This window comes from Rhizobium sp. P44RR-XXIV (assembly GCF_001999485.2).
Taxonomy (GTDB): Bacteria; Pseudomonadota; Alphaproteobacteria; order Rhizobiales; family Rhizobiaceae; genus Rhizobium.
In genome coordinates this window covers 697,732-722,400 of record NZ_MPVZ02000028.1, presented here as the reverse complement: position 1 = coordinate 722,400, position 24,669 = coordinate 697,732, and the positions used below count along the sequence as shown (strand labels likewise).

Here is a 24,669-nt window from a genome sequence, read left to right as displayed (position 1 = left end):
GGCCGTAAGCATCCGCGAGGACGGCCTCGCTCTTAACAAAGGAGCGTAAAATGGCCTGGTTTCTGCTTTTCCTTGCCGGTCTGTTCGAAATTGGCTGGGCGGTTGGCCTCAAATATACCGACGGCTTCACCCGGCTGACGCCGACAGTCCTCACCATCATATCGATGATCATCAGCATCACGCTGCTGGGCCTTGCGGTAAAGACCCTGCCCATGGGCACGGCCTACGCCGTCTGGACGGGCATCGGCACAGTCGGCACCGTGCTGCTGGGCATATGGTTGCTCGGTGACCCCGCGACCCTGGTCCGCCTCGCCTGCATCGGCCTGATCGTGGCCGGCATTGCCGGCCTCAAATTCGTCGTCTGAAGAACCCACACTCATCGGCGCTGGCGATTGTCCAGCGCCCACTCTCCCGGACCGGCAAACACCAGAAACAGAAAGATGAAGCAGAACAACACTGCGCCATCGCCCTGATTGTTGGCTGGGAAGAAATTGATCGGCATATGGACTGTGAAATAGGCAATCGCCATCTCGCCGCTGAGCAGGAATGCGACGGGGCGGGTAAAGAGACCGATCAGAATCAGAATGCCGCCAACAAGCTCGATCACAGCCGCGATGAAAAATAATGTCGTGATGGCATAGGGAGCTGGCGGAAAGCCGAAGAGCTTTTGCGTGCCGTGTTCGATGAACAAAAGAGCGGTGACAATTCGCAGGACCGCGAGTGCAGCAGGCTGATAAGGCGACAAGCGTTCAGAAAGGGACATAAGGATCTCCGTTCGAAGGGGATGCGAACGAGATCCTGTCAAAATGCTCTCGTTCCGCTGACGACTGGTCAACACGCGAGAGACAGATTTATTCGCCGGGCTCAGCAACAAGCCGAGCCCGGCTTAAATGCGCTTACTTCTTGTTGTTGTCGATCGCCAGAAGGCCAGGGCCAGCGAAGATCAGGAACAGGAAGATGAAGCAGTAGAGGATAGCCGCATCACCGCCATTGTTGGCCGGGAAGAAATTCTTCGGGTAATGCGCCATGAAATAGGCGACCGCCATATTGCCGCAAAGGATGAATGCGACAGGACGGGTAAAGAAGCCGACAATCGTCGCCAAACCGCCGACGACCTCGATGATCCCCTGAACCAGAAGCAGGGTCGGCAACGGGCTTGGGAACTGACCACCGGGCGGGAAGCCGAAAAGCTTCTGCAGGCCATGTTCGATGAACAATACGCCGGTGACGATACGCAATACAGTAAGAGCATAGGGCTGATATTGGTTCAGCCGATCGGAAAGCGCCATTTTAGACTCCAGTTTTAACTCCCCCAGGACAAAGCATTAGAGCGGACGCCTGCGAACGGGAAAACACGGATTCTGACGTCCAATCAATTTTCCGTGTAAAATCCGTGGCTTGTTGTCACATACTCACAATGGAATGTTGTCGTGTTTCTTCCAGGGATTGGTCAGGTCCTTGTTGCGCAGCATCCTCAGCCCTTGCGCCAACCGCCTGCGCGTGGAGCGTGGCATGATCACTTCGTCGATGTAGCCGCGCTCGGCTGCAACGAAGGGCGACAGGAAACGGTCTTCGTACATCTTGGTATGGGCCGCAATCTTCTCGGGATCGGCAATATCCTTGCGGAAGATGATTTCGACCGCGCCCTTGGCACCCATGACGGCAATCTGCGCCGTCGGCCATGCGTAATTGAGATCGCCGCGCAAATGCTTTGACGCCATGACGTCATAAGCGCCGCCAAAGGCCTTGCGGGTGATGACCGTCAGTTTCGGGACAGTCGCTTCGGCATAGGCGAACAGCAGCTTGGCGCCATGCTTGATCAGCCCGCCATATTCCTGCGCCGTTCCCGGCAAGAAGCCCGGTACGTCGACGAAGGTGATGAGCGGAATATTGAAGCAATCACAGAAGCGGACGAAACGCGCAGCCTTGCGCGACGCATCGCTGTCGAGCACGCCGGCCAGCACCATCGGCTGGTTGGCGACGAAGCCGACCGTTGCACCCTCGATTCGACCGAAGCCGCAGACGATATTCTTTGCGAAGCTCTCCTGGATCTCAAGGAAATCGCCCTCGTCCGCCACCTTCAGGATCAGCTCCTTGATGTCGTAGGGCTTGTTGGCATTGGCCGGGATCAGCGTATCGAGCGAGGTATCGGGCTCCGTTACGGATTGATAGCACTCGATCTCCGGAAGTGCTGATGTGTTCGATTGCGGCAGGAAGTCGATGAGGCGGCGCACCTGCAACAGCGTGTCCACATCATTGTCATAGGCGGCATCGGCGATCGAAGATTTCGTCGTATGCACCGAGGCGCCGCCGAGCTGCTCGGAGGTTACGGTCTCATTGGTGACGGTTTTCACCACATCCGGCCCGGTGACAAACATGTAGGAGGTGTCGCGGACCATGAAGATGAAATCGGTCATGGCGGGCGAATAGACGTCACCGCCCGCACAGGGCCCCATGATGACGGAAATCTGCGGGATGACGCCGGAAGCGAGCACGTTGCGCTGGAATACCTCGGCATAGCCACCAAGTGCGGCGACACCTTCCTGGATACGGGCGCCACCGGCATCGTAGATACCAATGATGGGCGCGCGATTCTTCAGCGCCATGTCCTGTACTTTGGTGATCTTCTCCGCATGTGCTTCTGAAAGAGACCCGCCGAAGACAGTGAAATCCTTGGCAAAAATGAAAACAGTGCGTCCGTTGACGGTGCCCCAGCCGGTGACGACGCCGTCGCCGGCGATCTTGCTCTTGTCCATGCCGAAATCGGTCGAGCGATGTTCGACGAACATGTCGAATTCCTCGAAGGAACCTTCATCGAGAAAGATATCGATGCGCTCGCGCGCCGTCAGCTTGCCGCGCGCATGCTGCGCGTCGATGCGCGCCTGGCCGCCGCCCAGTCTTGCGACTTCGCGACGGCGTTCCAGTTCCTGCAGGATTTCCTTCATGCGGCCCTCTCTCCCTCACTGCTCGGGCTTAGCATGGCGCGAGCCTTCCTTGAAGCTATCAGCTTATTCCGCCAGCCGCGGCATGGTCAGCGAAAAGATGGAGCGGACGCGCCGCGGCGATATCTTCCGCCAGCAGCTCGTCGGCGGTGGCCGGATCGGGCGCGACCGTTCTGATCTCAAAGGACGCCATGGCGATGACGGAGCCGCCGTTCAGCTCGGCTGCATCGATATTGACCTTCGCGCTGCTGCGATCGCGATTGAAGCCGCGCGCCTTGCGAACATCGGTCAGCCGGATGGTGATGGCGACAGGCGGTAGCGCCGCATTATGGGTTGTCGCAGCGATCGAGGCGTTTACGCGATCATTGACGGCTGCAATCAGCGCCGGCGAAACGGGCGGCAAGGCCTGATCGGCCACCACGGTCGAGCTGCGAACGTCATAGGTCGGAGGAGGAGGATCAACGGACCAGCTGGAGCACGCCGCCAGAGCCAAACATCCCACGAGCGCCAACATGGCTCCCGACCTCGACAACAACATGATACCTGCCCCGACTTCCCAATCTGCAAGATACGAAGGCCGCTATAAAGGACTGGAAATCAACAATATTCAACTGCGCAGAGCAGAAAAAACATCCGTTGCAGCCTGAAATTCTTCAAAACGTTGCGAGCGCCGCCGTTCCGCTTCCTCGTCGCTGCCCCAATGTTCGATCGTCCAGTCCTCGTCGAGATGGGCGAGCGACCAGACTTCGGCGAGCGGCAGGAAACCCTCTGCGAAAGCAAGCGCCAGGATCGCCGAGCCCGTCAGCGTCGTGATCGTATGCAGGCTCGCAAGCTCCATCGGCGCATCGTATTTCCGCAATGCCGAGGCGAAAGCAGCGATGGCTTCGCCGGGCTGATCCTGATGCATGACACCTTCGGCGAGGATGAAGCGCGCGCCGAGCGCGTCCGCTGCCCATTCGATCACCGGGTTCCAGCGTGCCGACTGCCGCTCCACGAGGCGCTCCGGGCCATCGGCCCGATAGCAGAGCAGGTCATTGCCGGAAAAACGCACGATTTCGTCGAACACCGCCTGGCTTTCAGCAACGACGCCATCGATGGCGGTGTTGACGAGGCGGGTAACGGGCATGGTTGCGGGATCGATAACCTTGACCTGTCTCGCCCATTCGGCGGCCACCAGTCTGGCGAGCGCTTCCGTCGGCAAAGCCAGAGTATGGCGAGCTGGCGTCTTGACCGCCTTGCCATCGAGCGCAATGGCGTGTCCCTCTTCACCCTTGCTGATCTTCACCTCCTTGTAGAAGCGCTTCGGCAAGGGCCTTTTCATCTGGATCTGCGCACGGCGGATCGGATCGGGGTGGCTCAGCCCCTCGGAAAGATCGTTCAACAGGTCGCGCATGGCGTCACCTCAGAGAATATGGCTCAACAAGTCGTTTGGATGGTGGGCGATCGCATCGGCGCCGGCTGCAAGCAGCTCCTCGACCGAAGCGTAACCCCAGGATACGCCGATCGCCGTGGCGCCGGCTGCCTTTGCCATCTGCATGTCATAGACCGCATCGCCGATGACGATGGTATCGTGTGGGTCCATCCCGGTTTCATCGCAGCATTCCGTCACCATCGCCGGATGCGGCTTCGACGGGCAATCGTCGGCGGTGCGTGAAACCACGAAGTAGGGCGTGAAACCATTGACTTCAAGAATATGGGTCAGGCCACGGCGGGACTTGCCTGTCACGGCACCGAGCAGCAACTCGTCGCGAGCCGCGAGGATCTCGATCAACGGCTTGATGCCATCGAACAGCGGCGTCTGCATGTCAGCCTCATCGCGAACGCCGGGGAAGATCGACTTGTAATGCGCTGTCATGGCGATCGCTTCGTCATCGACATGTGCCTTGCCTTGCATGCGGGCAATGGCGATATCGAGCGTCAGACCGATGATCGACTTGGTGGCGGAGACATCCGGGCGCTTGTAGCCAAAAGCCACAAACGTCCGCGCCATGACCTCATGGATAAGGCGCGCGCTGTCGATCAGCGTGCCATCGCAATCGAAAAGAACCAGTTTCATTCGTCGTCCGGCTCCCCTGCCGATGCCATATCAAGTCCGAGAAGGTTCCAGGTCTGCACCATGTGCGGCGGCAAAGGTGCCGTAACGCGCAGGCGACCGCCATTCGGATGCGGGATGTCGATGTGTCGGGCATGCAGATGCAGGCGCTTCTGGACACCGCCTGGAAAATCCCAGTTCGGATCGTCATCGAAATATTTGGGGTCGCCGATGATCGGGTGGCCTATGTGCAGGGCATGAACGCGCAGTTGGTGCGTGCGGCCGGTATAGGGCTCCATTTCCAGCCAGGCGAGGCTCTGCGCCGCGGTTTCGAGCACGCGGTAGTAGGAGATGGCGTGATCCGCCCCATCTTCTCCATGCTTGGCGATGCGCATGCGATCACCATCCGGTGTCGCTTCCTTCACCAGCCAGGTGGAAATCTTGTCCTCGTGCTTGCGCGGCACGCCTTTGACCAACGACCAGTAGGTCTTCTTGGTATCGCGCTCGCGAAAGGCGGCCGTCAGCTTCTGCGCGGCGCCGCGGGTGCGGGCAACGACGAGCACGCCGGATGTATCGCGGTCGAGACGGTGCACCAGGCGCGGCTTTTCGCCCTTCTTGCTCGTCCACGCCTCAAGCATCTTATCAAGATGCCGGACAAGGCCGGAACCGCCCTGCACAGCAAGACCGGCCGGCTTGTTCAATACAAAGACCTTGTCGTCTTCATGCAGCAGCATGCGCGCGAGAAGCTCGCCGTCGCCGGAATGTTTCAAGTCATTGTTGCCGATGGGCCCGCTCTTCAGCGCCTTGGCGTCGACGTCGAGTGGCGGCACGCGCACCACCTGCCCGGGCTGCACGCGCGCATCCGTCTTGACGCGGCCGCCATCGACGCGCACCTGGCCGGAACGCAGCAGCTTCTGCAGCTGACCAAATCCCAGACCCGGAAAATGGACTTTGAACCAACGATCGAGGCGCATGCCGGCTTCTTCAGGCTCGACCTGTATATGTTCAATCCCGGCCATTGTTCTTCTTTCAAATGCCGCGCATGCCCCGGAAGTGCCAAACCTTCGCTGGACGGGATCATGCCGATTCAAACAACGGGACGAATAGCCCCGCGGCCGGGCATTTCCCGACCTTTTGAGGTGGCTTTAGAGCATTTCGAGCAAAAGTGGAAACTGGAATTATCCGCGCCGGATAATTTTCTGGCTCAGTTTCCCTTGGTCGAGACGACAGGCAGGGTGAGATCGATCATCCCGGCCTTCTCGAACATCAGCATGACAGGCACCGTGCCGCCCTTCTTGAAAGGCGTCTTCACCTGCTTGAACATCATATGCATGGTATTGGGAGCAAGCGTTACGGTAGCGCCGGCGGGAATGGCGATGCCATCCTTCATCTCGCGCATCTTCATGATCTCGCCGTCCATCTTCATCTCGTGCAGCTCCACCTTGCCCGCCTCCGATGACGTAACCGAGGTCAGCTTGTCGGCGGTCTTGCCGGTATTGTGGATGGTAATATACCCGCCGCCGACCGGCTGGCCGGGCAGCATGGCACGAACATAACCACCGCTGATATCGAGATCGCCGAGCTTGCCGGTAGCGGAACCGGAAGGCGCTGCCTGTGCATCCATATGCATTCCAGCCATGCCCTTCATGTCATTGCTCTGCTGCGCAAGCGCGCCAATCGGCGAAAGCGAAAGTACGGCTGCTGAGATCAGCAATGCTGCGACGTGACAACGGTTCATCATTTTCTCCTGCCCGGCTCCTCTGTCGACCCGAAGGGATAGCCTTTCGAGAGGTCGTTGCAAAGCCCCGCTTCCGCCGCTCGGCAGGCCTTCGAACAGCGCGACAAAAATTTGTTCGATGACGACATTTGCCACTTGCCATCTCTCTCGACTACCAGATAATGACACTCAACCTTGTTGGGAGAATCCGGCGCGAGCCGGTGCCGAAGGAGCAACCGCCCCGGAAACTCTCAGGCCAAAGGACCAGCAAGGGGCAGACGGAACTCTGGAGAGAAGCGCGAAAGCGTTCGCCGAAGGGATAACAATCTCAGGCACACAGACAGAGGGGGCTCATCGTCAGGCGCAACCGCGTCGAAATTGTGAGCTCTGCGCTTCGATATCAGCGCAAAACCCGGAGGCGTCATTTGGACGAGACCGCTGCCCTCAAGAAAACACCGTTTCACGATCTGCATGTATCGCTCGGCGCCCGCATGGTGCCGTTCGCTGGTTACGACATGCCCGTGCAGTATCCTGCAGGCGTCATGAAGGAGCATCTTTGGACCCGCGCTTCGGCCGGTCTGTTCGATGTCTCCCACATGGGCCAGGTGACGATCCGCGCCCGCTCAGGCCAATATGAGGATGCCGCACTTGCGCTGGAAAGCCTTGTGCCGGTCGATATCCTCGGGCTCGCCGAGGGACGTCAGCGCTACGGATTCTTCACCGACGACAATGGTGGCATTCTTGACGATCTGATGATCACCCACCTGGACGATCACCTGTTCGTCGTCGTCAACGCTGCCTGCAAGGAGCAGGATCTCAAGCATCTTCAAGATCATATCGGCGGAAGTTGCGAAATTGCTTCACTCGATCGCGCGCTGATCGCCCTTCAGGGGCCGCATGCGGTCGATGTCCTTGCCGAACTCTGGGCCGACATCGCCCACATGAAATTCATGGATGTGCGCCATTGTCGCCTTCATGACGTTTCCTGCCTCGTCTCTCGTTCGGGCTATAGCGGCGAAGACGGTTTCGAGATTTCCGTACCGGCCGACAAGGCCGTGGACATTGCCAACCGGCTGCTGGAGCATCCGGATGTGCAGCCGATCGGCCTTGGTGCCCGCGACTCCCTGCGTCTCGAAGCCGGTCTCTGCCTCTATGGCAATGATATCGACCAGACCACGACGCCGGTGGAAGCCGCGCTCGAATGGGCGATGCAGAAGGCTCGCAAGACCGGTGGCGCCCGTGCCGGCGGCTTTCCCGGTTCATCCCGCATTCTCGCGGAACTCGACAATGGCGCCTCGCGCCGCCGCGTCGGCCTGAAGCCGGAAGGCAAGGCGCCGGTGCGCAATCATGCCAAGCTCTATGCCGACGCCGAAGGCAAGACCGAAATCGGTGAGGTCACCTCGGGCAGCTTCGGTCCGAGCGCCGAGTCGCCCGTCGCCATGGGCTATGTGCCGACCTCGCTCGCCTCGCCCGGCACGACCGTCTATGCCGAGGTACGCGGCAAGTACCTGCCCGTCGCTGTCAGCGCCCTGCCTTTCGTCAAACCTACCTACAAACGCTGAACGTCTTTTCCAGAGAGGATTTATCCATGCTGAAATTCACCGAAGAACATGAATGGCTGAAGGTTGAAGGCGACGTCGCAACGGTCGGCATCACCGCGCACGCCGCCGAACAGCTCGGCGATCTCGTTTTCGTGGAACTGCCCGAAGTTGGCGCCAGCCTCTCCAAGGGCGCGGACGCGGCAACCGTCGAATCCGTCAAGGCGGCGTCCGAAGTCTATTGTCCGCTTGATGGAGAAATCACCGAAGTCAACGAAGCCATCGCTGCCGACCCGGCACTGGTCAATTCCGACCCGATGGGTGACGGCTGGTTCTTCAAGCTGAAGCTGAAGAATGTCAGCGATCTTGATGGTCTTCTTGATGAATCCGGTTACAAGGAGTTGATCGGGTAATGACGACGCCTACGGAATTCACATTCACCGATTACCAGCCCTATGATTTTGCCAATCGCCGTCATATCGGTCCGTCTCCGTCGGAGATGACCGATATGCTTCGCGTGATCGGCTATAAGAGCCTCGACGGCCTGATCGATGCGACGCTGCCGCCGGCCATCCGCCAGAAGGCGCCGCTCGCATGGGGCGCGCCGATGACGGAGCGCGAGGCGCTCGACAAGCTGCGCGACACCGCCAACAAGAACAAGGTTCTGGTTTCGCTGATTGGCCAAGGCTATTATGGCACGATCACGCCGCCGGTCATCCAGCGCAACATTCTGGAAAACCCCGCCTGGTACACCGCCTATACGCCGTATCAGCCCGAAATCAGCCAGGGTCGTCTCGAAGCCCTTCTGAACTATCAGACGATGATCAGCGACCTCACGGGTCTGGATGTCTCCAACGCTTCGCTGCTCGATGAAGCGACTGCCGCGGCCGAAGGCATGGCAATGGCGGAACGCGTCGCGAAATCCAAGGCCAAGGCCTTTTTCGTCGATGCCGATTGCCATCCGCAGACTATTGCACTGATCAAGACGCGCGCCGAGCCGCTCGGCTGGTCCGTGATTGTCGGCAATCCCTTCACCGATCTAGATCCGGTCGATGTCTTCGGTGCGATCTTCCAATATCCGGGCACCCATGGCCGTATCAGCGATTTCACCGGCCTGATTTCGCGACTGCATCAAACCGGCGCCATCGCCGTCGTCGCTGCGGATCTGCTGGCACTGACGCTCCTGAAGTCTCCCGGCGAAATGGGCGCGGATATCGCCATCGGCTCTTCCCAGCGCTTCGGCGTACCTGTGGGATATGGCGGTCCGCACGCGGCCTATATGGCCGTAAAGGACGACCACAAGCGCTCCATGCCCGGCCGCCTCGTCGGCGTCTCCGTCGACGCGCGTGGCAACCGCGCCTATCGCCTGTCGCTGCAGACCCGCGAACAGCATATCCGCCGTGAAAAGGCGACATCGAACATCTGCACCGCGCAGGTTCTGCTTGCCGTCATGGCCTCGATGTATGCGGTGTTTCACGGTCCGCAGGGGCTGAAGGCCATCGCCCAGCAGGTCCACCAGAAGGCCGTTCTGATGGCCAAGGGGTTGGAAAAGCTCGGCTATACCGTCGAGCCGGAAAGCTTCTTCGACACGATCACCGTCGAGGTCGGCCACATGCAGGGCCTGATCCTGCGGGCCGCCGTCGCCGAGGGCGTGAACCTGCGCAAAGTCGGCGAGACGAAGATCGCCATGAGCCTCGACGAGCGCACGCGCCCGGCGACGCTGGAAGCCGTCTGGCGCGCCTTCGGCGGCAATTTCCGCATCGCCGATTTCGAGCCTTCGTATCGTCTGCCGAAGGATCTGCTGCGCACCAGCGAGTATCTGACGCACCCGATCTTCCACATGAACCGCGCGGAAAGCGAGATGACGCGCTACATCCGCCGTCTCTCCGACCGCGACCTGGCGCTGGACCGCTCGATGATCCCGCTCGGCTCCTGCACCATGAAGCTGAATGCGACGGCGGAAATGCTGCCCATCACCTGGCCGGAATTCTCCGACATCCATCCTTTCGTGCCGGCCGATCAGGCGCTCGGTTACCGCGAAATGATCGATGATCTGACGGAGAAGCTGTGCTCCGTGACTGGCTACGACGCCTTCTCCATGCAACCGAACTCCGGTGCACAGGGCGAATATGCCGGCCTCCTGACCATCCGCAACTACCACATTGCCAATGGCCAGGGTCATCGCGACATCTGCCTGATCCCGACTTCGGCGCATGGCACCAACCCGGCCTCCGCGCAGATGGCGGGCATGAAGGTGGTGATCGTCAAGGTCAGCGATGACGGCGATATCGACATGGCCGATTTCCGCGCCAAGACCGAGCAATATGCCGACAACCTCTCCTGCTGCATGATCACCTATCCTTCGACGCACGGCGTTTTCGAGGAGACGGTGAAGGAGATCTGCGATCTCGTGCACAAGCATGGCGGTCAGGTCTATCTCGATGGCGCTAACATGAACGCCATGGTCGGCCTGTCGCGCCCCGGCGACATCGGCTCCGACGTCAGCCATCTCAACCTGCATAAGACCTTCTGCATCCCGCATGGCGGCGGCGGCCCCGGCATGGGGCGATCGGCGTCAAGGCGCATCTGGCACCTCACCTGCCCGGCCACCCGGAAACGGACGGCCGCAGCGGTGCTGTCTCGGCAGCAGCCTTCGGTTCTGCCTCCATCCTGCCGATCTCCTGGAGCTACTGCCTGATGATGGGCGGCGAAGGCCTGACGCAGGCGACCAAGGTGGCGATCCTCAACGCCAACTACATCGCCGCCCGTCTGAAGGGTGCCTATGACGTCCTCTACAAGTCCAAGGACGGACGCGTCGCGCATGAATGCATTATCGATACGCGCCCGCTGGTCGCAAGCGCCGGCGTGACGGTCGACGATGTTGCCAAGCGCCTGATCGATTGCGGCTTCCATGCACCGACCATGAGCTGGCCGGTTGCCGGAACGCTGATGATCGAGCCGACCGAATCGGAAACGAAGGCCGAACTCGACCGCTTTTGCGCGGCGATGCTGGCAATCCGTGAGGAAGCCCGCGCCATCGAAGAGGGCCGGATGGACAAGACCAACAATCCCCTCAAGAACGCGCCGCACACGGTGGAAGATCTTGTCGGTGAATGGGATCGACCCTATTCGCGCGAACAGGCCTGCTACCCGCCAGGTGCCTTCCGGGTGGATAAGTACTGGTCGCCGGTCAATCGCGTCGATAACGTCTATGGCGACAGGAACCTGATTTGCTCCTGCCCGCCGGTCGAATCCTACGCCGAGGCCGCCGAATAGAATATTTCGCGAAAAAGCGAAGCGGTTCAGTCGCTTCGCCAAATGCCGACATAAATCTATTGCGAAACTTGTCTATGAAACGCTGCGCGTCCCACCGGATGCGCGGCGTTTTTATTGACGCAGCAATGGGCTTTGGAAGTCAGTTTTATGCCGGAATGGCCGGAATTTCATGTCGTCACCGGGCGAGCGGACCATCCCTCGCCTCCGCTGATTCTGCTGCACGGCAGCAGCGGCGATGAAACGTCTCTCATCCCGCTTGCGGATACGATTGCGCCGCAACGACCGTATATGTCTCTGCGCGGCGCGGTCGAATGGGAGGATGGCTTTGCCTTCTTTCGCCGCAACCCCGACCGTAGCCTGGATTACATCGATCTCGACCGGCAGACGGACAGGCTCTGCCGTTTCATTGCAATGGCGATAGAGACAAAGCAGCTTGCGCAGCCGCCCATTCTGGTCGGTTTCTCCAACGGCGCCATCATGGCTGCGTCGGTCCTGCAGCGACAGCCCGGACTCGCATCATCGGCAGTCCTGATGCGGCCCCTTTCGCCGGCGCCAGAAGCAGAGTTTCCATCCATGCTCGACCAGCCGATCCTGATCACCGCCGGCGAGCAGGATCAGCGCCGCACGCCCGGCGACGCGGAACTTGTCAGACAACAATTTGCAAACGCCGGCGCGGATGTCAGCGCTCTTGTGCTGCCAACCGGTCATGACCTCCATCAAGACGAGGCCGAGATCATCCGCGACTGGCTCATACGGAAAGGCCTATGACATGAACGAGGAAAATCGCTTCGATACGGATAATCCCGATAGCTATATCGCAGCCGCTTTTGCGACTGATGATCCATCCTCCATTGCCAGGGCATTGGGTGACGTGGCACGCATGCGCAATATGAGCAAGCTCGCCAAGGATGTCGGCATGAACCGCTCGGCGCTTTACCGAGCGTTAAGCGGCGAAGGAAATCCGGAATTCGCGACGATCCTCAAGGTCGTCAAGGCGCTCGGCCTCAAGCTGACGCCGGTGCCATCAGCACATTGAGTGCCGGAATCGCTAACCGATAGACTCTTCAAGCAGGAGAAGCACGAGAAAGCCCGCGAAAAACATCGCCGTCACCCAAGGACGATCAGGTGTTTCGTGGGCTTCGATCAGCAGTTCCTCGGTGACGAGATAGAGCAGCGCAATCAGCCCGAACGCAAAGAATCCGGTCAAGACCGGGCCGGGCAGCAACGCCACCGGCGTTCCGAGTAGAGCGCCGATCGGCAGCAGGAGCGCAAGCGCCGCCGTGATTGCAACGATTTTAGTGCGGGAGCGAACGCTCTCGCCCAGTTCGTTGGCCACGGTCAGCCCAAGGAACAGCACCTCGATCGTCAGCGCGATCGTCAGCAGCAAGCCGACCTTCGGGCCAGCCGCAAACCCGATGCCGAGCACCAGGCCATCGATCAGGATATCGATGCCAATCGCAGCCAGCAGGCCAACTGGTCCCTTGGCCCAATTTTCCAATTGCTTGACCAACAGCATGACGGCGACGCCGATCGCGCCGCCGATAACCGTCGCCAGGGGAGAGCCTCTGTGCATGATATCAGGCAGGATCTCTCCAGCGGCGGCCGCAAACACCACACCGGCGGCAAAATGCTGGATTGCACTGACAAGATTGGGTCCCGGCCGTGTATTCACCGCAACCACGGAGCCGGCGATAGCGGCCGTGGCCGGGATCAGTGTGTAAACCCATGCCGAAGCAGCCATAAAGTCCCCTGCAGCGCCGCTGACTTTATCCGGCTGAACCGGTTAGCCGGGGAGGCGACGGAAAACCCGGGCATACGTCGATCAAAGCACGAAACGCATGAAGGGGAAATACGGTGGCAATCGCTTTATGCGGGTTGCGCGGCCTGACGTTGAGCTGCCAACGCTGCCAGATCGGCGGGCTTCAGCTCGACGGATTCGCCGCAGCCGCAGGCCGATGTCTGGTTCGGATTGGTGAAGGTAAAGCCTGAGCGCAGGGTCGTGCTTTCGAAGCCCATTTGAGTACCGAGCAGATAAAGCACGGCTGACGGCTCAACCCAGACCCGGGCGCCATCATGTTCGATCAGATCGTCCTTCGCGTTCGGCTCGGTCACCAGGTCGATGGTATATTCCATCCCGGCGCAGCCGCCCTTCTTGATGCCGACGCGAACGCCCTTGGCATCAGGGCCGGAATTCTCCACGATCGCCTTGACGCGGGCAGCTGCCGTATCCGTCATGCTCATGATTGCAAAGCCCATGGGCTCATTCTCCTTCCGCAACCGGGGTCAAGATCCGGCGCTTCGAGTCTTAATGTAAATCCGTCGGCTTAAAGCTTCAATACCAGCCGACAGCAACCTGCGCTTCTTCCGACATGCGGTCCGGCGTCCACGGCGGATCGAAGGTCATGCTGACATCGACGCCGGAAACGCCTTCGATGGCGCCAACGGCATTTTCAACCCAACCCGGCATCTCGCCCGCAACGGGGCAACCCGGTGCCGTCAGCGTCATGACGATCTTCACCATGCGATCATCTTCGATGTCGATCTTGTAGATCAGTCCGAGCTCGAAGATATCGGCAGGAATTTCAGGATCATAGACCGTCTTCAGCGCGCCGATAATGTCGTCGCTGAGGCGTGCCAGTTCGTCCTCGGGCATGCTGGAATGCACGATCCCTTCGCGTACGTCGATCTTCTGTTCGCTTTCGTCGAGTGACATCGCTTGCCTCCTTAGGCAAAGAACTTGCGCGCATATTCCAGCGCATCAGCCAAAGCATCCACTTCGGCACGCGTATTGTACAGGCCGAACGATGCACGGCATGTGGAGGTAACGCCGAAGCGTTTCAAGAGCGGCTGGGCGCAATGTGTTCCAGCCCTGACGGCAACACCCTTGCGGTCGATCATCATCGAGACGTCATGCGAATGGATACCGGCGAGCTCGAAGGAGAAGATGCCGCCCTTGCCAGGCGCCGTACCGATGACGCGCAGCGAATTGATATCGCGCAGCCGCTCGGCCGCATAGGCCGCCAGATCGGCCTCGTGGCGAGCAATCGCCGCGCGGCCGATGCTGTCCATGTAGTCGAGCGCGTAACCGAGACCAATCGCCTGCACGATCGGCGGCGTGCCGGCTTCGAAGCGATGCGGCGGGTCGTTGTAGGTGACGTTTTCCTCGGTGACGTCGAAAATCATCTCGCCGCCGCCCTGGAAAGGCCGCATCTCGGCAAGCCTGTCCTTCTTGCCGTAGAGAACGCCGATGCCCGAGGGACCATAGAGCTTGTGGCCGGTCATGACATACCAGTCGCAATCGATATCCTGCACATCGACCGGCATATGCACCGCACCCTGAGAGCCGTCGATCAGCACGGGAATGCCACGCTCATGGGCGATTCGGCACACTTCCTTAACCGGAACGACCGTTCCGAGCGCATTCGACATATGCGTGATGGCAACGAGCTTGGTACGTTCCGTCAGGCTCTTTTCGAAATCCTCGATATGGAACGCACCTTCATCGTCGACCGGCACCCAGACGAGCTTCGCGCCCTGCCGCTCCCGAATGAAATGCCAGGGAACGATATTCGAGTGATGCTCCATGATCGAGACGACGATCTCGTCGCCCTCACCGATCTTCGGCATGCCCCAGCCGTAGGCGACCGTGTTGATCGCCTCCGTCGAGTTCTTGGTGAAAACAATATCGTCGACGGAAGGCGCATTCAGGAAACGGCGCACCTTTTCGCGCGCCGCCTCATAGGCCTCCGTGGCAGCATTGGACAGAAAATGCAGGCCGCGATGCACATTGGCATATTCGTTCGAATAGGCGTGCGAAATGGCATCGATGACGACCTGCGGCTTCTGCGCCGACGCGCCGTTGTCGAGATAGACAAGCGGATTGCCATGCACCGTCGTCGCCAGGATCGGGAAATCCTGGCGAATGGCTTCGACGTCATAGGCCGTTGCCGGCACGATCTTGTCCACGAGCTTTGCCTCCAATCAGGCGTGCTTTTCCAGCCAACCGGAGATAACGCCTTCCAGCGCCTCGACCAGTGCTTCGTCTTCCAGTTCCTCGACAATCTCGGCCACGAAAGCGTTGACCAGCATGGCCCGCGCCTTGTTCTCGGGAATGCCGCGCGCCATCAGATAGTAGAGATGGTTGCCGTCGATATCGGCGACAGTGGCTCCATGGCCGCACTGCACGTCATCGGCGAAGATTTCAAGCTCGGGCTTGACCGAAAACTCGGCATCGTCGGACATCAGCAGCGTGTTGCAGGCCATCTTGGCATCGGTCTTCTGCGCATCCGGCGCGACCCGGATCATGCCCTGGAAGACACCGTGCGCGCGGTCGAACACGACATTGCGGATAACCTCAGTCGATCCGGTGTTCGGAACGTCATGACCAAGCACCATCGTCACGTCGGTATGCGTGTCACCACCGAGCAGGTTGATGCCGCGCAGCGTCAGATCAGCGCCCTCGCCCGTCACCTTGATGTAGAGCTCCTGACGCACCAGCTTGCCGCCGGCGTTGATGACGAACAGCCTCAACTTGGCATCGGCACCGAGATCGATGCGGAGCTGACCGAGATGCGTATCCTCGCTGCCTTGCTCCTGCAGGATGATCCAGGTCACTTCGGCCCGTTCGCCGATCTTGACTTCGCTCACCGACGAGACCAGCGCAGCAGCACCTTCGACGGCCTGGTGACGCTCGATGACCGTCGCCTTGACGTCAGCGCCGAAGGTAACCGGAAGACGGCTGTGGATCTGGCCGCCGGCATGAACCAACTGCACCTCCAGAGGCGCGTCGAGTTCGGTACCATCCGGGAAATCGATGACATAGCCATCGCGTACGAAGCTCGCATTGATGCGCCCGACGGCGTCATCCTTGCCGAGTGCTTCCAGACCCGCAGCGGCAGTGCCGTTGATCAGGCTATCGGCATAGCGACCGATCGTCAGATCCTTGGCGGCAGCCTTGTCGCTCGCCTTGCCCTGGAGAAGGGTAACCACCGAAGATCCCTCGACAATCGGCGGCAAGGCTTCGGCAAGGCCCTTACCGATGTCGCTTGGCACCAGACGGAGCAGGTTTTTGAAATCGGTATAGTGCCAGGCCTCGACGCGACGCGTCGGCAGGCCTGCGGTCTTGAGATCATCGAGCAGGCGATCGCGGACGGCAAAGACTTCGCCGTCACCGGGCAGATCGCCGAGCTGATTGTTGTATGCCTCGATCAACGCCGTTTCGGCAGCAGTGAGACGGTTCGTCGTCTGAATGTTCATCGACGTATCCTTTCCGCCCCGATCAGGCTGCAGCTCCGATGATGTCGGCATAGCCGTTGGCTTCGAGCTCATGCGCCAGCGTCTTGTCGCCGGACTTGATCACCTGGCCCTTGTAGAGGACGTGAACGGTGTCCGGAACGATGTAGTCGAGTAGGCGCTGGTAGTGGGTGATGACGATCACGGCGCGGTCAGGCGAACGCAGCGCATTGACGCCATCGGCGACAATCTTCAGTGCATCGATGTCGAGGCCGGAGTCGGTCTCGTCGAGAACGCAAAGCTGCGGCTCCAGCAGCGCCATCTGCAGGATTTCGGCGCGCTTCTTTTCGCCGCCGGAGAAGCCGACGTTGAGCGGGCGCTTCAGCATGTCCATGTTGATCTGCAGCTTGGCGGCGGCTTCCTTGACGCGGCGGATGAAATCCGGCGTCGTCAGTTCGTCTTCGCCGCGTGCCTTGCGCTGCTCGTTCAGAGCAACCTTCAGGAACTGCATGGTGGCGACGCCGGGGATTTCCACGGGATACTGGAAGGCCAGGAAGATGCCCTTGGCGGCACGCTCGGCGGCGTCGAGCTCGAGAATGCTCTCGCCATTATAAAGGATCTCGCCTTCGGTGACTTCATAGTCGCTGCGGCCGGCGAGGATATAGGAGAGCGTCGACTTGCCGGAGCCGTTCGGGCCCATGATGGCGGCAACTTCACCCGCCTTCACGGTCAGGTTCAGGCCACGGATGATCTCGGTGCCGTCTTCGGCGATACGGGCATGCAGGTTCTTGATTTCAAGCATTGTAGAATCCTAACGAAGGAATGGACGTACGGCGCGCCAGACGCGCCCAAATTAATTATTTATGGAGCGTCAGCCGACGCTGCCTTCGAGCGAGATGCCGATCAGCTTCTGCGCTTCAACGGCGAATTCCATCGGCAGCTCCTGCAGCACTTCCTTGACGAAGCCGTTGACGATCAGCGCGATCGCCGCTTCGGTCGGGATGCCGCGCTGCAGGCAGTAGAACAGCTGATCTTCAGAGATCTTCGACGTCGTAGCTTCATGCTCGAACTGCGCCGTCGAGTTCTTCGCCTCGATATAGGGCACCGTATGCGCGCCGCACTTGTCGCCGATCAGCAATGAATCGCACTGTGTGAAGTTACGCGCATTCGATGCCTTGCGATGAGCCGAAACCTGGCCGCGATAGGTGTTCTGCGAGACGCCGGCGGCAATACCCTTCGAGACGATACGGCTCGAGGTGTTCTTGCCGAGATGGATCATCTTGGTGCCGCTGTCGACCTGCTGATGGCCGTTGGAAACGGCGATCGAGTAGAATTCGCCGCGGCTGTCGTCGCCGCGCAGGATGCAGGACGGATATTTCCAGGTGATCGCGGAGCCGGTCTCGACCTGCGTCCAGGAAATCTTGGAGCGATGACCGCGGCAATCGCCACGCTTGGTGACGAAGTTGTAGATGCCGCCCTTGCCGTTCTTGTCGCCCGGATACCAGTTCTGGACGGTCGAATACTTGATCTCGGCATCGTCAAGCGCGACGAGTTCGACAACAGCCGCATGCAGCTGGTTTTCATCGCGCTGCGGCGCCGTGCAGCCTTCGAGATAGGAGACATAGGCCCCCTCTTCGGCGATGATCAGCGTACGCTCGAACTGGCCGGTGTTCTTCTCGTTGATGCGGAAGTAGGTGGACAGCTCCATCGGGCAACGAACGCCCTTCGGCACGAAGACGAAGGAACCGTCGGTGAAGACGGCCGAATTCAGCGTCGCATAGAAATTGTCCGAGGTCGGCACGACGGTGCCGAGATATTTGCGCACGAGATCCGGATGCTCGCGGACCGCTTCCGAGATCGACATGAAGATCACGCCGGCCTTCTTCAGCTCTTCCTTGAAGGTAGTGACGACCGAAACCGAATCAAACACGGCGTCGACGGCGATCTTCGATGTCTTGACACCGGCAAGGAGTTCCTGCTCGCGCAGGGGAATGCCGAGCTTCTCGTAGACCTTCAAGAGTTCCGGATCGACCTCATCGAGCGAGGTCGGGCCAGACGTGCTCTTCGGCGCGGCATAATAATAGATGTCGTTGAAATCGATCTTCGGATAATCGACGCGAGCCCAGTTCGGCTCTTCCAGCGTCAGCCAACGGCGATAGGCTTCAAGACGCCATTCCAGCATCCATTCCGGCTCTTGCTTCTTGGCGGAAATAAAGCGGACAATATCCTCGGAAAGGCCTTTGGGAGCCTTATCCATTTCGATGATGGTTTCAAAACCATACTTGTACTGGTCCACGTCGATCTGGCGAACCTGATCGACCGTTTCTTGGACTGCAGGCATTTCGTTCTCCAATCTCGCCGGATCCAAGGTCCGGCAGCTTGTCAACGTTGCGGCAGACTTATGTCTGCCCTCTATGTAGTCGGCCAAAAGGGACTTTTCAGCCCGCTTGGCAAGCGGAAATTGTCGTTTCCGCAAATTTGTGGGCCCTAGGCCGCTGCACCCGCCAGTTTGCGGCGGCCTGCGATGCGAACAAACGCAGCGATTGCACGATCTATGTCCACCTCGGTCGTTGTCGGGCCGAGTGAAATGCGCAGAGCCCCGAGCTTCGGGTCGCATCCCATGGCAACGAGCACATGGCTCTCGCCGACCTTGCCCGATGAGCAGGCAGAGCCCGCCGAAATGGCGACGCCTTCAAGATCGAAGGCGATCTGCCCGGTCTCGGATTTCAGTCCCGGCAGGGTGAAGAAGCTGGTGTTCGGCACCCGCGCTCCATCCTTGCCATGGATGATGACGTCGGGTGCCGCAAGCTGCATACCCTCTTCCAGCCGATCGCGCAGAGTGCCGATTTCAGCATTGCGGCCATCGAACTCCACGAGCGCGGCTTCCGCGGCAGCCCCAAAGCCAATGATAGCCAGCGTATTCTCCGTGCCGGACCGATGCCCCTTTTCCTGGCCACCGCCATGGATCAATGGTTTCGGCATCAGCACTTCGCCGCGCGAGATCAGCGCACCAGCACCCTTAGGGCCGCCGATCTTGTGCGACGACACGATCAGAAAATCCGCGCCGATCGCATTGATATCGATCGTCACCCTGCCGAGAGCCTGAACCGCATCGACGACGAAGATGCCTCCTGCCGCCTGAACGATCCTGGCCACCTCGCTGACCGGCTGGACAATTCCTGTCTCGTTGTTGGCGAGCATCACCGCCACCATCGGCAGTCCGCTCGCCTTGTCATGAGCCGATAGCATTGTTTCCAGGATCACAAGGTCGACCGAGCCGGCCGAGGTCACCGGGATCTCGCTGATCTCATCCTTCGAAAACCGGCCGCCCTCGCGCACTGCCGGATGTTCGACAGCGGATATATAGAGATGGCTGACGACAAGCGGCGTGCGCCCCATGCGGAATTCAGGCGTCAGCACCGTATTGGCAGCCTCGGTGGCGCCGCTGGTGAAAACGACATGGGCGGGCGCTGCACCCACAAGGCTCGCAACCTGCCGGCGTGCGGTCTCCACGGCGGCACGCGCCGCCCTGCCTTCGCCATGCACCGAATTTGGGTTGCCCTGAATATCCATTGCACGTAGCATCGCATCGCGCGCTGCCGGATGAAGCGGCGCGGTGGCATTCCAGTCGAGATAAAGGCGCGTTGTCGCCACGATCTTCTTCCTGCCTGACATTGCTTTGCTGCGTTCGGCTCATTTTCCTTGAAATTTCAGCCGGGCATGCCTTATGACACGTTCCATAAATCGTTGAACACACAACGCGCGGAACACCGCATCAAGTTTCGAATTGTTCTAAACTGCGTTCTAGAAAAGATGAGCGCATTCGTCAAGTCAACTTGCTGCGTGCCGTTGGGTTCAAACGCAGAAAAAGAAGAGCCGGAGTATCAATGCCCGAAGTTATTTTCAACGGCCCCGCAGGCCGCCTTGAAGGCCGCTACCAGCCCTCCAAGGAAAAAAGCGCCCCGATTGCCATTATCCTTCATCCGCATCCGCAGTTCGGCGGCACGATGAACAACCAGGTGGTCTACCAGCTCTTCTATATGTTCCAGAAGCGTGGCTTCACCACTCTCCGCTTCAACTTCCGCGGCATCGGCCGCAGCCAGGGCGAATTCGATCATGGCGCCGGCGAACTTTCCGATGCCGCATCGGCACTCGACTGGGTCCAGAGCCTGCATCCCGATTCGAAGAGCTGCTGGGTTGCCGGCTATTCCTTCGGCGCCTGGATCGGCATGCAGCTGCTGATGCGTCGTCCCGAGATCGAAGGCTTCATGTCGCTCGCGCCGCAGCCAAATATCTACGACTTCTCCTTCCTCGCACCCTGCCCCTCGTCTGGCCTGATCATCAATGGTGATGCCGACAAGGTTGCTCCGGAAAAGGACGTCAACGGCCTCGTCGAGAAGCTGAAGACGCAGAAGGGTATCCTGATCACGCACAAGATCGTGCCGGGCGCCAACCACTTCTTCAACGGCCAGGTCGAAACGCTTCTCGGTGAATGCGAGGATTACCTCGACCGCCGCCTGAACGGCGAACTGGTGCCGGAACCGGCCGCAAAGCGTATCCGCTAAGAGGCCTCCCTCCTAGCGCGACATCCTGAAACAGAGTCCCGGAGCGCCGCCGACTGTGATAGGCGCTTCGTATCGCATGCCGATCTTTTGCAGCACTCGCTGCGAAGCGGCATTTTCCGGATGCGTGAAGGCGATAAATTCCCTGGCAAAGCCACGGCTGAAAAACCATTGCGCAAGCGCGCCGGCAATCTCCGTGGCATAGCCGTTACCCCAGGCATCCTGCCGGATCGAATAGCCGAGCTCGAATTCGCCTCGTCCACTCTCCTGGAAGCGCGAAAATCCGGCACGACCGATAAAGCGGCCATCGTCACGCAGCAACATCTTGTATTTGGTCGCACCGTCGCGGGCCTGTTCATCGAACCAGCTCTTCAAGCGCTCTTCCGCCTTCTCCAAGGTCCATGGAGCCGCTCCCGAAAGATAGCGGGTCGTCTCGATCGTCGAATGAAGCTGCCGAATCATCTCGGCATCGCCCTTGTTCCACATCGCCAGAACAAGGCGGGGAGTCTCGAGTATGATGGCGTCGCTCATCTGTCTGCCTTTTCCCGATCCTGAAACTGCAGTTCATGTTCAACCACGACGATCACCGGGCGGCAAGCCGCTGATGGCAGCGGGACGCTCCAGTGACCGCGATATATGCTCACGAAAAGCAAGGGCGCGTACGCGGCCCTTGGATCATCGGCTGAAATCGCCGATCAGTGACATGCGGGAAGCCCCTGGCGCTCCGCACTTCTTCTTTTCCGGCGGCTTCTGCGGCGGTGGCGGCGGAGGTCTCCTCACCTGCTGTGCGACCTTTGGCTGCGGCTGCGGTCTCGGCTGAGCCTGAGGCTTCGGCGCAGGCGCCCTCGCCTGTGCGACCGCATGCGGCGCCGGCCTTGGCTGTGCGGCCACGGGGTTCACATGCCGTGGCGGCGGCGCAGCTGCGATATGCGGCTGGTTGTTGTTGACCGCCCTCGGCTTGGCGGGGGCTCTGGTGGCGACAGCTGGGGCTGCTGCCGGCTTTGCCGCCTGGCCATGTGCATTCGGCTTGGGTGCTGCAGCAACCGGGTTCTGCTTGGCGGTCGGAGCGGCTTGCGGCGGCGGCGTCTTTGCCACCCGACCCTGACCCTTCACCGGAGGCGTATTGCCAACGACAGGCAATGGCTGCCCCTTCGCACCGGGAAGCGCATGCGCATTGTCGTTCGCGCCCGCTGGAGCAGGTTTGGCAGCAGCGGTGGCCGGAGGATTATGCGCGGCGCCGGGTGCTGCTTGCGGCGATTGCGCCTGCTTCGTCGGCACTTGCCCCTGAGCAGCCGGAAGCTTGCCGGCAGCCGGCAAGGGCTGGCCGTTGGCGCCGGGAAGCGTATGAGCAGTGGCAGCATTTCCGGCCTGCGGCTGTGTTGCAGGAGCAACGGGGCTGCCGGCAGGCGCTTTTACGGCTGCCGCCGGGTTCGGCTTCTGCAGAACCGCGGCCTTCTTCTGTATCGAAGGCGGAAGCGCCACATGCAATGCAACCGCACCGGCGCCGGCAATGACGGCAGCTCCGGCCAGCTTCTGCCCGGTCGTCAGCCCGGGCGCCGCGGGTGCAGCACCGGTCTCGTTGACGGTGGTGTTGTTGACGGTCGTGCTGTTGTTGATGACCGTATTGTTCACGACCGTGTTGTGGATGTTGTTGAAGATGATGTTGTTTTCGGCGGAGCGACATCGCGCGGCGGCAGCACCCAGGCTGCGACCGGAACGAAGACCGGCAGCCGGCAGAACATAGAGGTCGACCACGGGCGGCGGCGGTGCCAGCACAACGAAATCCGGTGGCGGCGGCGCTAGGAAAACTACGGGTGGTGGCGGCGCATAACCGAAATCGGCATCGTCGAAATAAAGCACCGGCCGATCGACATAGACGATCTCCGTCGGTGGCGGCGGCGGCACGTCATATTCGATCACGGTGAATGACGGCGGCGGCTCCAGGGCTGCCTCGAAGTGATCGAGACGGCGGCGGGCATCCCAGACATGCGGGCCGCGCGGATAACGCCTGAGGTAAGACCAATAGGCCTGCGGCGTATCCGCAATCCAGGTCTCGCGCCAGGTGATGGCCTCGCGGCGGGCGGCGATGATGGCACGGACGCGCCGCGCCATGGAGTCGTTCGGATAGGCGGCAAGGAAATCCTCGTAGCCCTGCAGCGAGTCGCGGTCGAGTGCCGCGAAATAGGCATCCTTCTCGTCGAAGTCGCGGATGGCCTTGGTGCGGATCGCGGCATTGTCATAGGTCGACACCTGAGCCGCCGGCGCATCGGGAGCGCGATCGAAGAACGTGAATGTGTTGGTGAACTTCGAGGCGTCCCAGGAGATCTCGGCGCCCTTGGTGAGATCGCTGACCCGCAGGCGTGTGCGGTCGAACACATCGCCGAGCGAAAGACCGCCGAGGCGGATCATTTCCGCCAGCGCATGCGCATAGGAACCATAGGGACCGGCTTCCGGCGGCGCGACGGTGCCGGGCGCGGCATTGAACGCGATCAATTGATGCGCATCGGGTTCGACAAGCGTCAGGCCGCCGGCCAGCGGCTGGTTGGACTGCGCGAACGGATTGGCCCTCGCCGCGTCGAGCACGACGATGCTGCCGCGATTGCTGATCGCCGCCAGGGACTTGGTGAAATCCGTCACCCGGATCGCCTCGACGGGAACGTCCGTCGCATTGGCGATCTGCGCATCCACCGGCACAAAGTAATTGTCGCCCTGATACTGGAGGCCGTAGCCCGCCAGATAGACGAAAGCCACGGTATTCGGGCCTGACGCATTCGCCTTTGCCAGGAAATCCCTGAGCGTATCGCGCAACCCGTTCTGGTCGAGGTCACGCGCGCCGATCACATCGAAGCCGGCTGCCTGCAGTGTCTGCGCGATCAGGCCGGCATCATTGGCCGGCGTCGGCAATGCGCCCGTCTTGTAGGCGGCGTTGCCAACCACAAGCGCTATGCGCTTCTCAGGAGAGTTCTGCGCCTCGGCCGAACTCGCAACAGCGATCCCCGCCAAAACCAACATCATCGCAAAAAATGCCCAGATCGTCTTCTTGGATGACAATCCCATCATCGAAAGCAAAGGTGACATACCGGTTTCTTTCAGGAAACATGTGGCGCACTGCGGGGATCAACAATAAATGACTAGGAGTTGATTTAGGCGAATGCGCGGCATCTTCCCGGCGGCTTCGAGGCGATGTGGCGGTCTATTCACGTTGAGATGCTTTAATTCACAAATGGCGTCTCATGCCTTCTCTTCCAACCGAAACTTGGCGTCCGCATGTCACCAAAATGGTGACGCGCCGGCAAATCAATGCTAAACGCGCCCCGCAACATTCAACAACAGCGACTTCGCCGCATCCTCCATCGATGCGGCTTCGAGA

General features: G+C 60.2%; 24 protein-coding genes, 1 pseudogene and 2 riboswitches. Of the genes and pseudogenes, 7 read left to right on the top strand and 18 right to left on the bottom strand.

Annotation, left to right across the window (positions count from 1 at the left end; translation table 11 throughout):
• The first annotated feature begins 50 nt into the window (after nucleotides 1-50).
• Complete coding sequence (gene sugE, locus BSK43_RS20595; protein WP_077471043.1) at nucleotides 51-365, top strand: quaternary ammonium compound efflux SMR transporter SugE; 315 nt, start codon at nucleotides 51-53, stop codon at nucleotides 363-365.
• Between the two features lie 11 nt (nucleotides 366-376).
• On the opposite strand, the gene BSK43_RS20590 is transcribed toward sugE, so the two are convergent.
• The 8 genes from BSK43_RS20590 to BSK43_RS20555 all read right to left on the bottom strand — a co-directional run bounded on the left by BSK43_RS20590 (nucleotide 377) and on the right by BSK43_RS20555 (nucleotide 6,712).
• Nucleotides 377-763, bottom strand: a complete 387-nt coding sequence (locus BSK43_RS20590) for a DoxX family protein (protein WP_077471042.1) — start codon at nucleotides 761-763, stop codon at nucleotides 377-379.
• A 133-nt stretch (nucleotides 764-896) separates the two neighbouring features.
• A complete protein-coding gene (locus BSK43_RS20585) occupies nucleotides 897-1,289 on the bottom strand; it encodes a DoxX family protein (RefSeq protein WP_034477484.1) in 393 nt (130 codons plus the stop codon).
• A gap of 123 nt (nucleotides 1,290-1,412) precedes the next feature.
• The gene (locus BSK43_RS20580; protein ID WP_077471041.1) at nucleotides 1,413-2,945 is read right to left on the bottom strand and encodes an acyl-CoA carboxylase subunit beta; all 1,533 of its coding nucleotides are present in this window, start codon (nucleotides 2,943-2,945) and stop codon (nucleotides 1,413-1,415) included.
• Nucleotides 2,946-3,003: 58 nt separating this feature from the next.
• A complete protein-coding gene (locus BSK43_RS20575; RefSeq protein WP_246662640.1) occupies nucleotides 3,004-3,456 on the bottom strand; it encodes a hypothetical protein in 453 nt (150 codons plus the stop codon).
• A 93-nt stretch (nucleotides 3,457-3,549) separates the two neighbouring features.
• Nucleotides 3,550-4,335, bottom strand: coding sequence for an ATP12 family chaperone protein (locus BSK43_RS20570; protein ID WP_077471039.1), 786 nt, complete (start codon nucleotides 4,333-4,335; stop codon nucleotides 3,550-3,552).
• 9 nt (nucleotides 4,336-4,344) lie between these two features.
• Nucleotides 4,345-4,998: an HAD-IA family hydrolase gene (locus BSK43_RS20565; RefSeq protein ID WP_077471038.1), complete on the bottom strand. Its 654-nt coding sequence runs from the start codon at nucleotides 4,996-4,998 to the stop codon at nucleotides 4,345-4,347.
• Nucleotides 4,995-5,993 (bottom strand): RluA family pseudouridine synthase, encoded by a 999-nt coding sequence (locus BSK43_RS20560; RefSeq protein WP_068387152.1) that lies wholly within the window; start codon nucleotides 5,991-5,993, stop codon nucleotides 4,995-4,997. Before BSK43_RS20560 ends, BSK43_RS20565 begins: the two co-directional genes overlap by 4 nt.
• Nucleotides 5,994-6,178: 185 nt before the next feature.
• On the bottom strand, nucleotides 6,179-6,712 hold the full coding sequence (locus BSK43_RS20555; protein ID WP_077471172.1) for a copper chaperone PCu(A)C: 534 nt from the start codon (nucleotides 6,710-6,712) through the stop codon (nucleotides 6,179-6,181).
• Nucleotides 6,713-6,880: 168 nt separating this feature from the next.
• Nucleotides 6,881-6,964: riboswitch (glycine riboswitch) on the top strand.
• A 3-nt stretch (nucleotides 6,965-6,967) separates the two neighbouring features.
• Nucleotides 6,968-7,045: riboswitch (glycine riboswitch) on the top strand.
• 71 nt (nucleotides 7,046-7,116) lie between these two features.
• Between BSK43_RS20555 and gcvT the strand changes: the two genes are divergently transcribed.
• The 5 genes and pseudogenes from gcvT (at nucleotide 7,117) to BSK43_RS20530 (ending at nucleotide 12,541) form a co-directional block, all read left to right on the top strand.
• Nucleotides 7,117-8,253: a glycine cleavage system aminomethyltransferase GcvT gene (gcvT, locus tag BSK43_RS20550; RefSeq protein WP_077471037.1), complete on the top strand. Its 1,137-nt coding sequence runs from the start codon at nucleotides 7,117-7,119 to the stop codon at nucleotides 8,251-8,253.
• Between the two features lie 26 nt (nucleotides 8,254-8,279).
• Nucleotides 8,280-8,642 carry a glycine cleavage system protein GcvH gene (gene gcvH, locus BSK43_RS20545; RefSeq protein WP_077471036.1) on the top strand — a complete coding sequence of 121 codons (363 nt, stop codon included), beginning with the start codon at nucleotides 8,280-8,282 and terminating at the stop codon, nucleotides 8,640-8,642.
• Nucleotides 8,642-11,505, top strand: a pseudogene (gene gcvP, locus BSK43_RS20540) (aminomethyl-transferring glycine dehydrogenase). Before gcvH ends, gcvP begins: the two are co-directional and overlap by 1 nt.
• 147 nt (nucleotides 11,506-11,652) lie before the next feature.
• Nucleotides 11,653-12,273, top strand: a complete 621-nt coding sequence (locus tag BSK43_RS20535; RefSeq protein ID WP_077471034.1) for an alpha/beta hydrolase — start codon at nucleotides 11,653-11,655, stop codon at nucleotides 12,271-12,273.
• A 1-nt stretch (nucleotide 12,274) separates the two neighbouring features.
• Entirely contained in the window at nucleotides 12,275-12,541 is a 267-nt protein-coding gene (locus BSK43_RS20530; protein ID WP_068387167.1) for an addiction module antidote protein, read from the top strand.
• A 12-nt stretch (nucleotides 12,542-12,553) separates the two neighbouring features.
• On the opposite strand, the gene BSK43_RS20525 is transcribed toward BSK43_RS20530, so the two are convergent.
• From BSK43_RS20525 to BSK43_RS20490, 8 genes are all read right to left on the bottom strand, one after another.
• Nucleotides 12,554-13,246, bottom strand: coding sequence for a transporter (locus BSK43_RS20525; protein WP_077471033.1), 693 nt, complete (start codon nucleotides 13,244-13,246; stop codon nucleotides 12,554-12,556).
• 125 nt (nucleotides 13,247-13,371) lie between these two features.
• Nucleotides 13,372-13,761, bottom strand: a complete 390-nt coding sequence (sufA, locus tag BSK43_RS20520; RefSeq protein WP_068387173.1) for a Fe-S cluster assembly scaffold SufA — start codon at nucleotides 13,759-13,761, stop codon at nucleotides 13,372-13,374.
• A 76-nt stretch (nucleotides 13,762-13,837) separates the two neighbouring features.
• Nucleotides 13,838-14,218, bottom strand: a complete 381-nt coding sequence (locus BSK43_RS20515; RefSeq protein WP_077471032.1) for an SUF system Fe-S cluster assembly protein — start codon at nucleotides 14,216-14,218, stop codon at nucleotides 13,838-13,840.
• Nucleotides 14,219-14,229: 11 nt separating this feature from the next.
• Nucleotides 14,230-15,471 (bottom strand): cysteine desulfurase, encoded by a 1,242-nt coding sequence (locus BSK43_RS20510; protein WP_077471171.1) that lies wholly within the window; start codon nucleotides 15,469-15,471, stop codon nucleotides 14,230-14,232.
• A 15-nt stretch (nucleotides 15,472-15,486) separates the two neighbouring features.
• Nucleotides 15,487-16,761 (bottom strand): Fe-S cluster assembly protein SufD, encoded by a 1,275-nt coding sequence (sufD, locus tag BSK43_RS20505; RefSeq protein WP_077471031.1) that lies wholly within the window; start codon nucleotides 16,759-16,761, stop codon nucleotides 15,487-15,489.
• Between the two features lie 22 nt (nucleotides 16,762-16,783).
• Complete coding sequence (gene sufC / locus BSK43_RS20500; protein WP_068387179.1) at nucleotides 16,784-17,539, bottom strand: Fe-S cluster assembly ATPase SufC; 756 nt, start codon at nucleotides 17,537-17,539, stop codon at nucleotides 16,784-16,786.
• A gap of 69 nt (nucleotides 17,540-17,608) precedes the next feature.
• Nucleotides 17,609-19,078, bottom strand: coding sequence for a Fe-S cluster assembly protein SufB (sufB, locus tag BSK43_RS20495; protein WP_077471030.1), 1,470 nt, complete (start codon nucleotides 19,076-19,078; stop codon nucleotides 17,609-17,611).
• 146 nt (nucleotides 19,079-19,224) lie between these two features.
• On the bottom strand, nucleotides 19,225-20,391 hold the full coding sequence (locus BSK43_RS20490) for a cysteine desulfurase family protein (RefSeq protein ID WP_077471170.1): 1,167 nt from the start codon (nucleotides 20,389-20,391) through the stop codon (nucleotides 19,225-19,227).
• Nucleotides 20,392-20,624: 233 nt separating this feature from the next.
• Here BSK43_RS20490 and BSK43_RS20485 point away from each other — a divergent pair, with 233 nt between their 5' ends.
• Nucleotides 20,625-21,302 carry an alpha/beta hydrolase gene (locus BSK43_RS20485; RefSeq protein ID WP_077471029.1) on the top strand — a complete coding sequence of 226 codons (678 nt, stop codon included), beginning with the start codon at nucleotides 20,625-20,627 and terminating at the stop codon, nucleotides 21,300-21,302.
• Nucleotides 21,303-21,314: 12 nt separating this feature from the next.
• On the opposite strand, the gene BSK43_RS20480 is transcribed toward BSK43_RS20485, so the two are convergent.
• Nucleotides 21,315-21,830, bottom strand: a complete 516-nt coding sequence (locus tag BSK43_RS20480; RefSeq protein WP_077471028.1) for a GNAT family N-acetyltransferase — start codon at nucleotides 21,828-21,830, stop codon at nucleotides 21,315-21,317.
• Nucleotides 21,831-21,974: 144 nt separating this feature from the next.
• A complete protein-coding gene (locus tag BSK43_RS20475; RefSeq protein WP_246662639.1) occupies nucleotides 21,975-24,377 on the bottom strand; it encodes a caspase family protein in 2,403 nt (800 codons plus the stop codon).
• Nucleotides 24,378-24,669: the final 292 nt, after the last annotated feature.

Coding starts and splice junctions, on each gene's coding strand:
- sufD (WP_077471031.1), bottom strand. CDS start 16,761: ATGAACATTCAGACGACGAACCGTCTCACTGCTGCCGAAACGGCGTTG.
- BSK43_RS20565 (WP_077471038.1), bottom strand. CDS start 4,998: ATGAAACTGGTTCTTTTCGATTGCGATGGCACGCTGATCGACAGCGCG.
- BSK43_RS20535 (WP_077471034.1), top strand. CDS start 11,653: ATGCCGGAATGGCCGGAATTTCATGTCGTCACCGGGCGAGCGGACCAT.
- gcvH (WP_077471036.1), top strand. CDS start 8,280: ATGCTGAAATTCACCGAAGAACATGAATGGCTGAAGGTTGAAGGCGAC.
- BSK43_RS20590 (WP_077471042.1), bottom strand. CDS start 763: ATGTCCCTTTCTGAACGCTTGTCGCCTTATCAGCCTGCTGCACTCGCG.
- BSK43_RS20480 (WP_077471028.1), bottom strand. CDS start 21,830: ATGAGCGACGCCATCATACTCGAGACTCCCCGCCTTGTTCTGGCGATG.
- sufC (WP_068387179.1), bottom strand. CDS start 17,539: ATGCTTGAAATCAAGAACCTGCATGCCCGTATCGCCGAAGACGGCACC.
- BSK43_RS20585 (WP_034477484.1), bottom strand. CDS start 1,289: ATGGCGCTTTCCGATCGGCTGAACCAATATCAGCCCTATGCTCTTACT.
- BSK43_RS20530 (WP_068387167.1), top strand. CDS start 12,275: ATGAACGAGGAAAATCGCTTCGATACGGATAATCCCGATAGCTATATC.
- BSK43_RS20515 (WP_077471032.1), bottom strand. CDS start 14,218: ATGTCACTCGACGAAAGCGAACAGAAGATCGACGTACGCGAAGGGATC.
- BSK43_RS20555 (WP_077471172.1), bottom strand. CDS start 6,712: ATGAACCGTTGTCACGTCGCAGCATTGCTGATCTCAGCAGCCGTACTT.
- sugE (WP_077471043.1), top strand. CDS start 51: ATGGCCTGGTTTCTGCTTTTCCTTGCCGGTCTGTTCGAAATTGGCTGG.
- BSK43_RS20525 (WP_077471033.1), bottom strand. CDS start 13,246: ATGGCTGCTTCGGCATGGGTTTACACACTGATCCCGGCCACGGCCGCT.
- BSK43_RS20560 (WP_068387152.1), bottom strand. CDS start 5,993: ATGGCCGGGATTGAACATATACAGGTCGAGCCTGAAGAAGCCGGCATG.
- BSK43_RS20580 (WP_077471041.1), bottom strand. CDS start 2,945: ATGAAGGAAATCCTGCAGGAACTGGAACGCCGTCGCGAAGTCGCAAGA.
- BSK43_RS20575 (WP_246662640.1), bottom strand. CDS start 3,456: ATGTTGGCGCTCGTGGGATGTTTGGCTCTGGCGGCGTGCTCCAGCTGG.
- sufB (WP_077471030.1), bottom strand. CDS start 19,078: ATGCCTGCAGTCCAAGAAACGGTCGATCAGGTTCGCCAGATCGACGTG.
- BSK43_RS20475 (WP_246662639.1), bottom strand. CDS start 24,377: ATGTCACCTTTGCTTTCGATGATGGGATTGTCATCCAAGAAGACGATC.
- BSK43_RS20570 (WP_077471039.1), bottom strand. CDS start 4,335: ATGCGCGACCTGTTGAACGATCTTTCCGAGGGGCTGAGCCACCCCGAT.
- sufA (WP_068387173.1), bottom strand. CDS start 13,761: ATGGGCTTTGCAATCATGAGCATGACGGATACGGCAGCTGCCCGCGTC.
- BSK43_RS20485 (WP_077471029.1), top strand. CDS start 20,625: ATGCCCGAAGTTATTTTCAACGGCCCCGCAGGCCGCCTTGAAGGCCGC.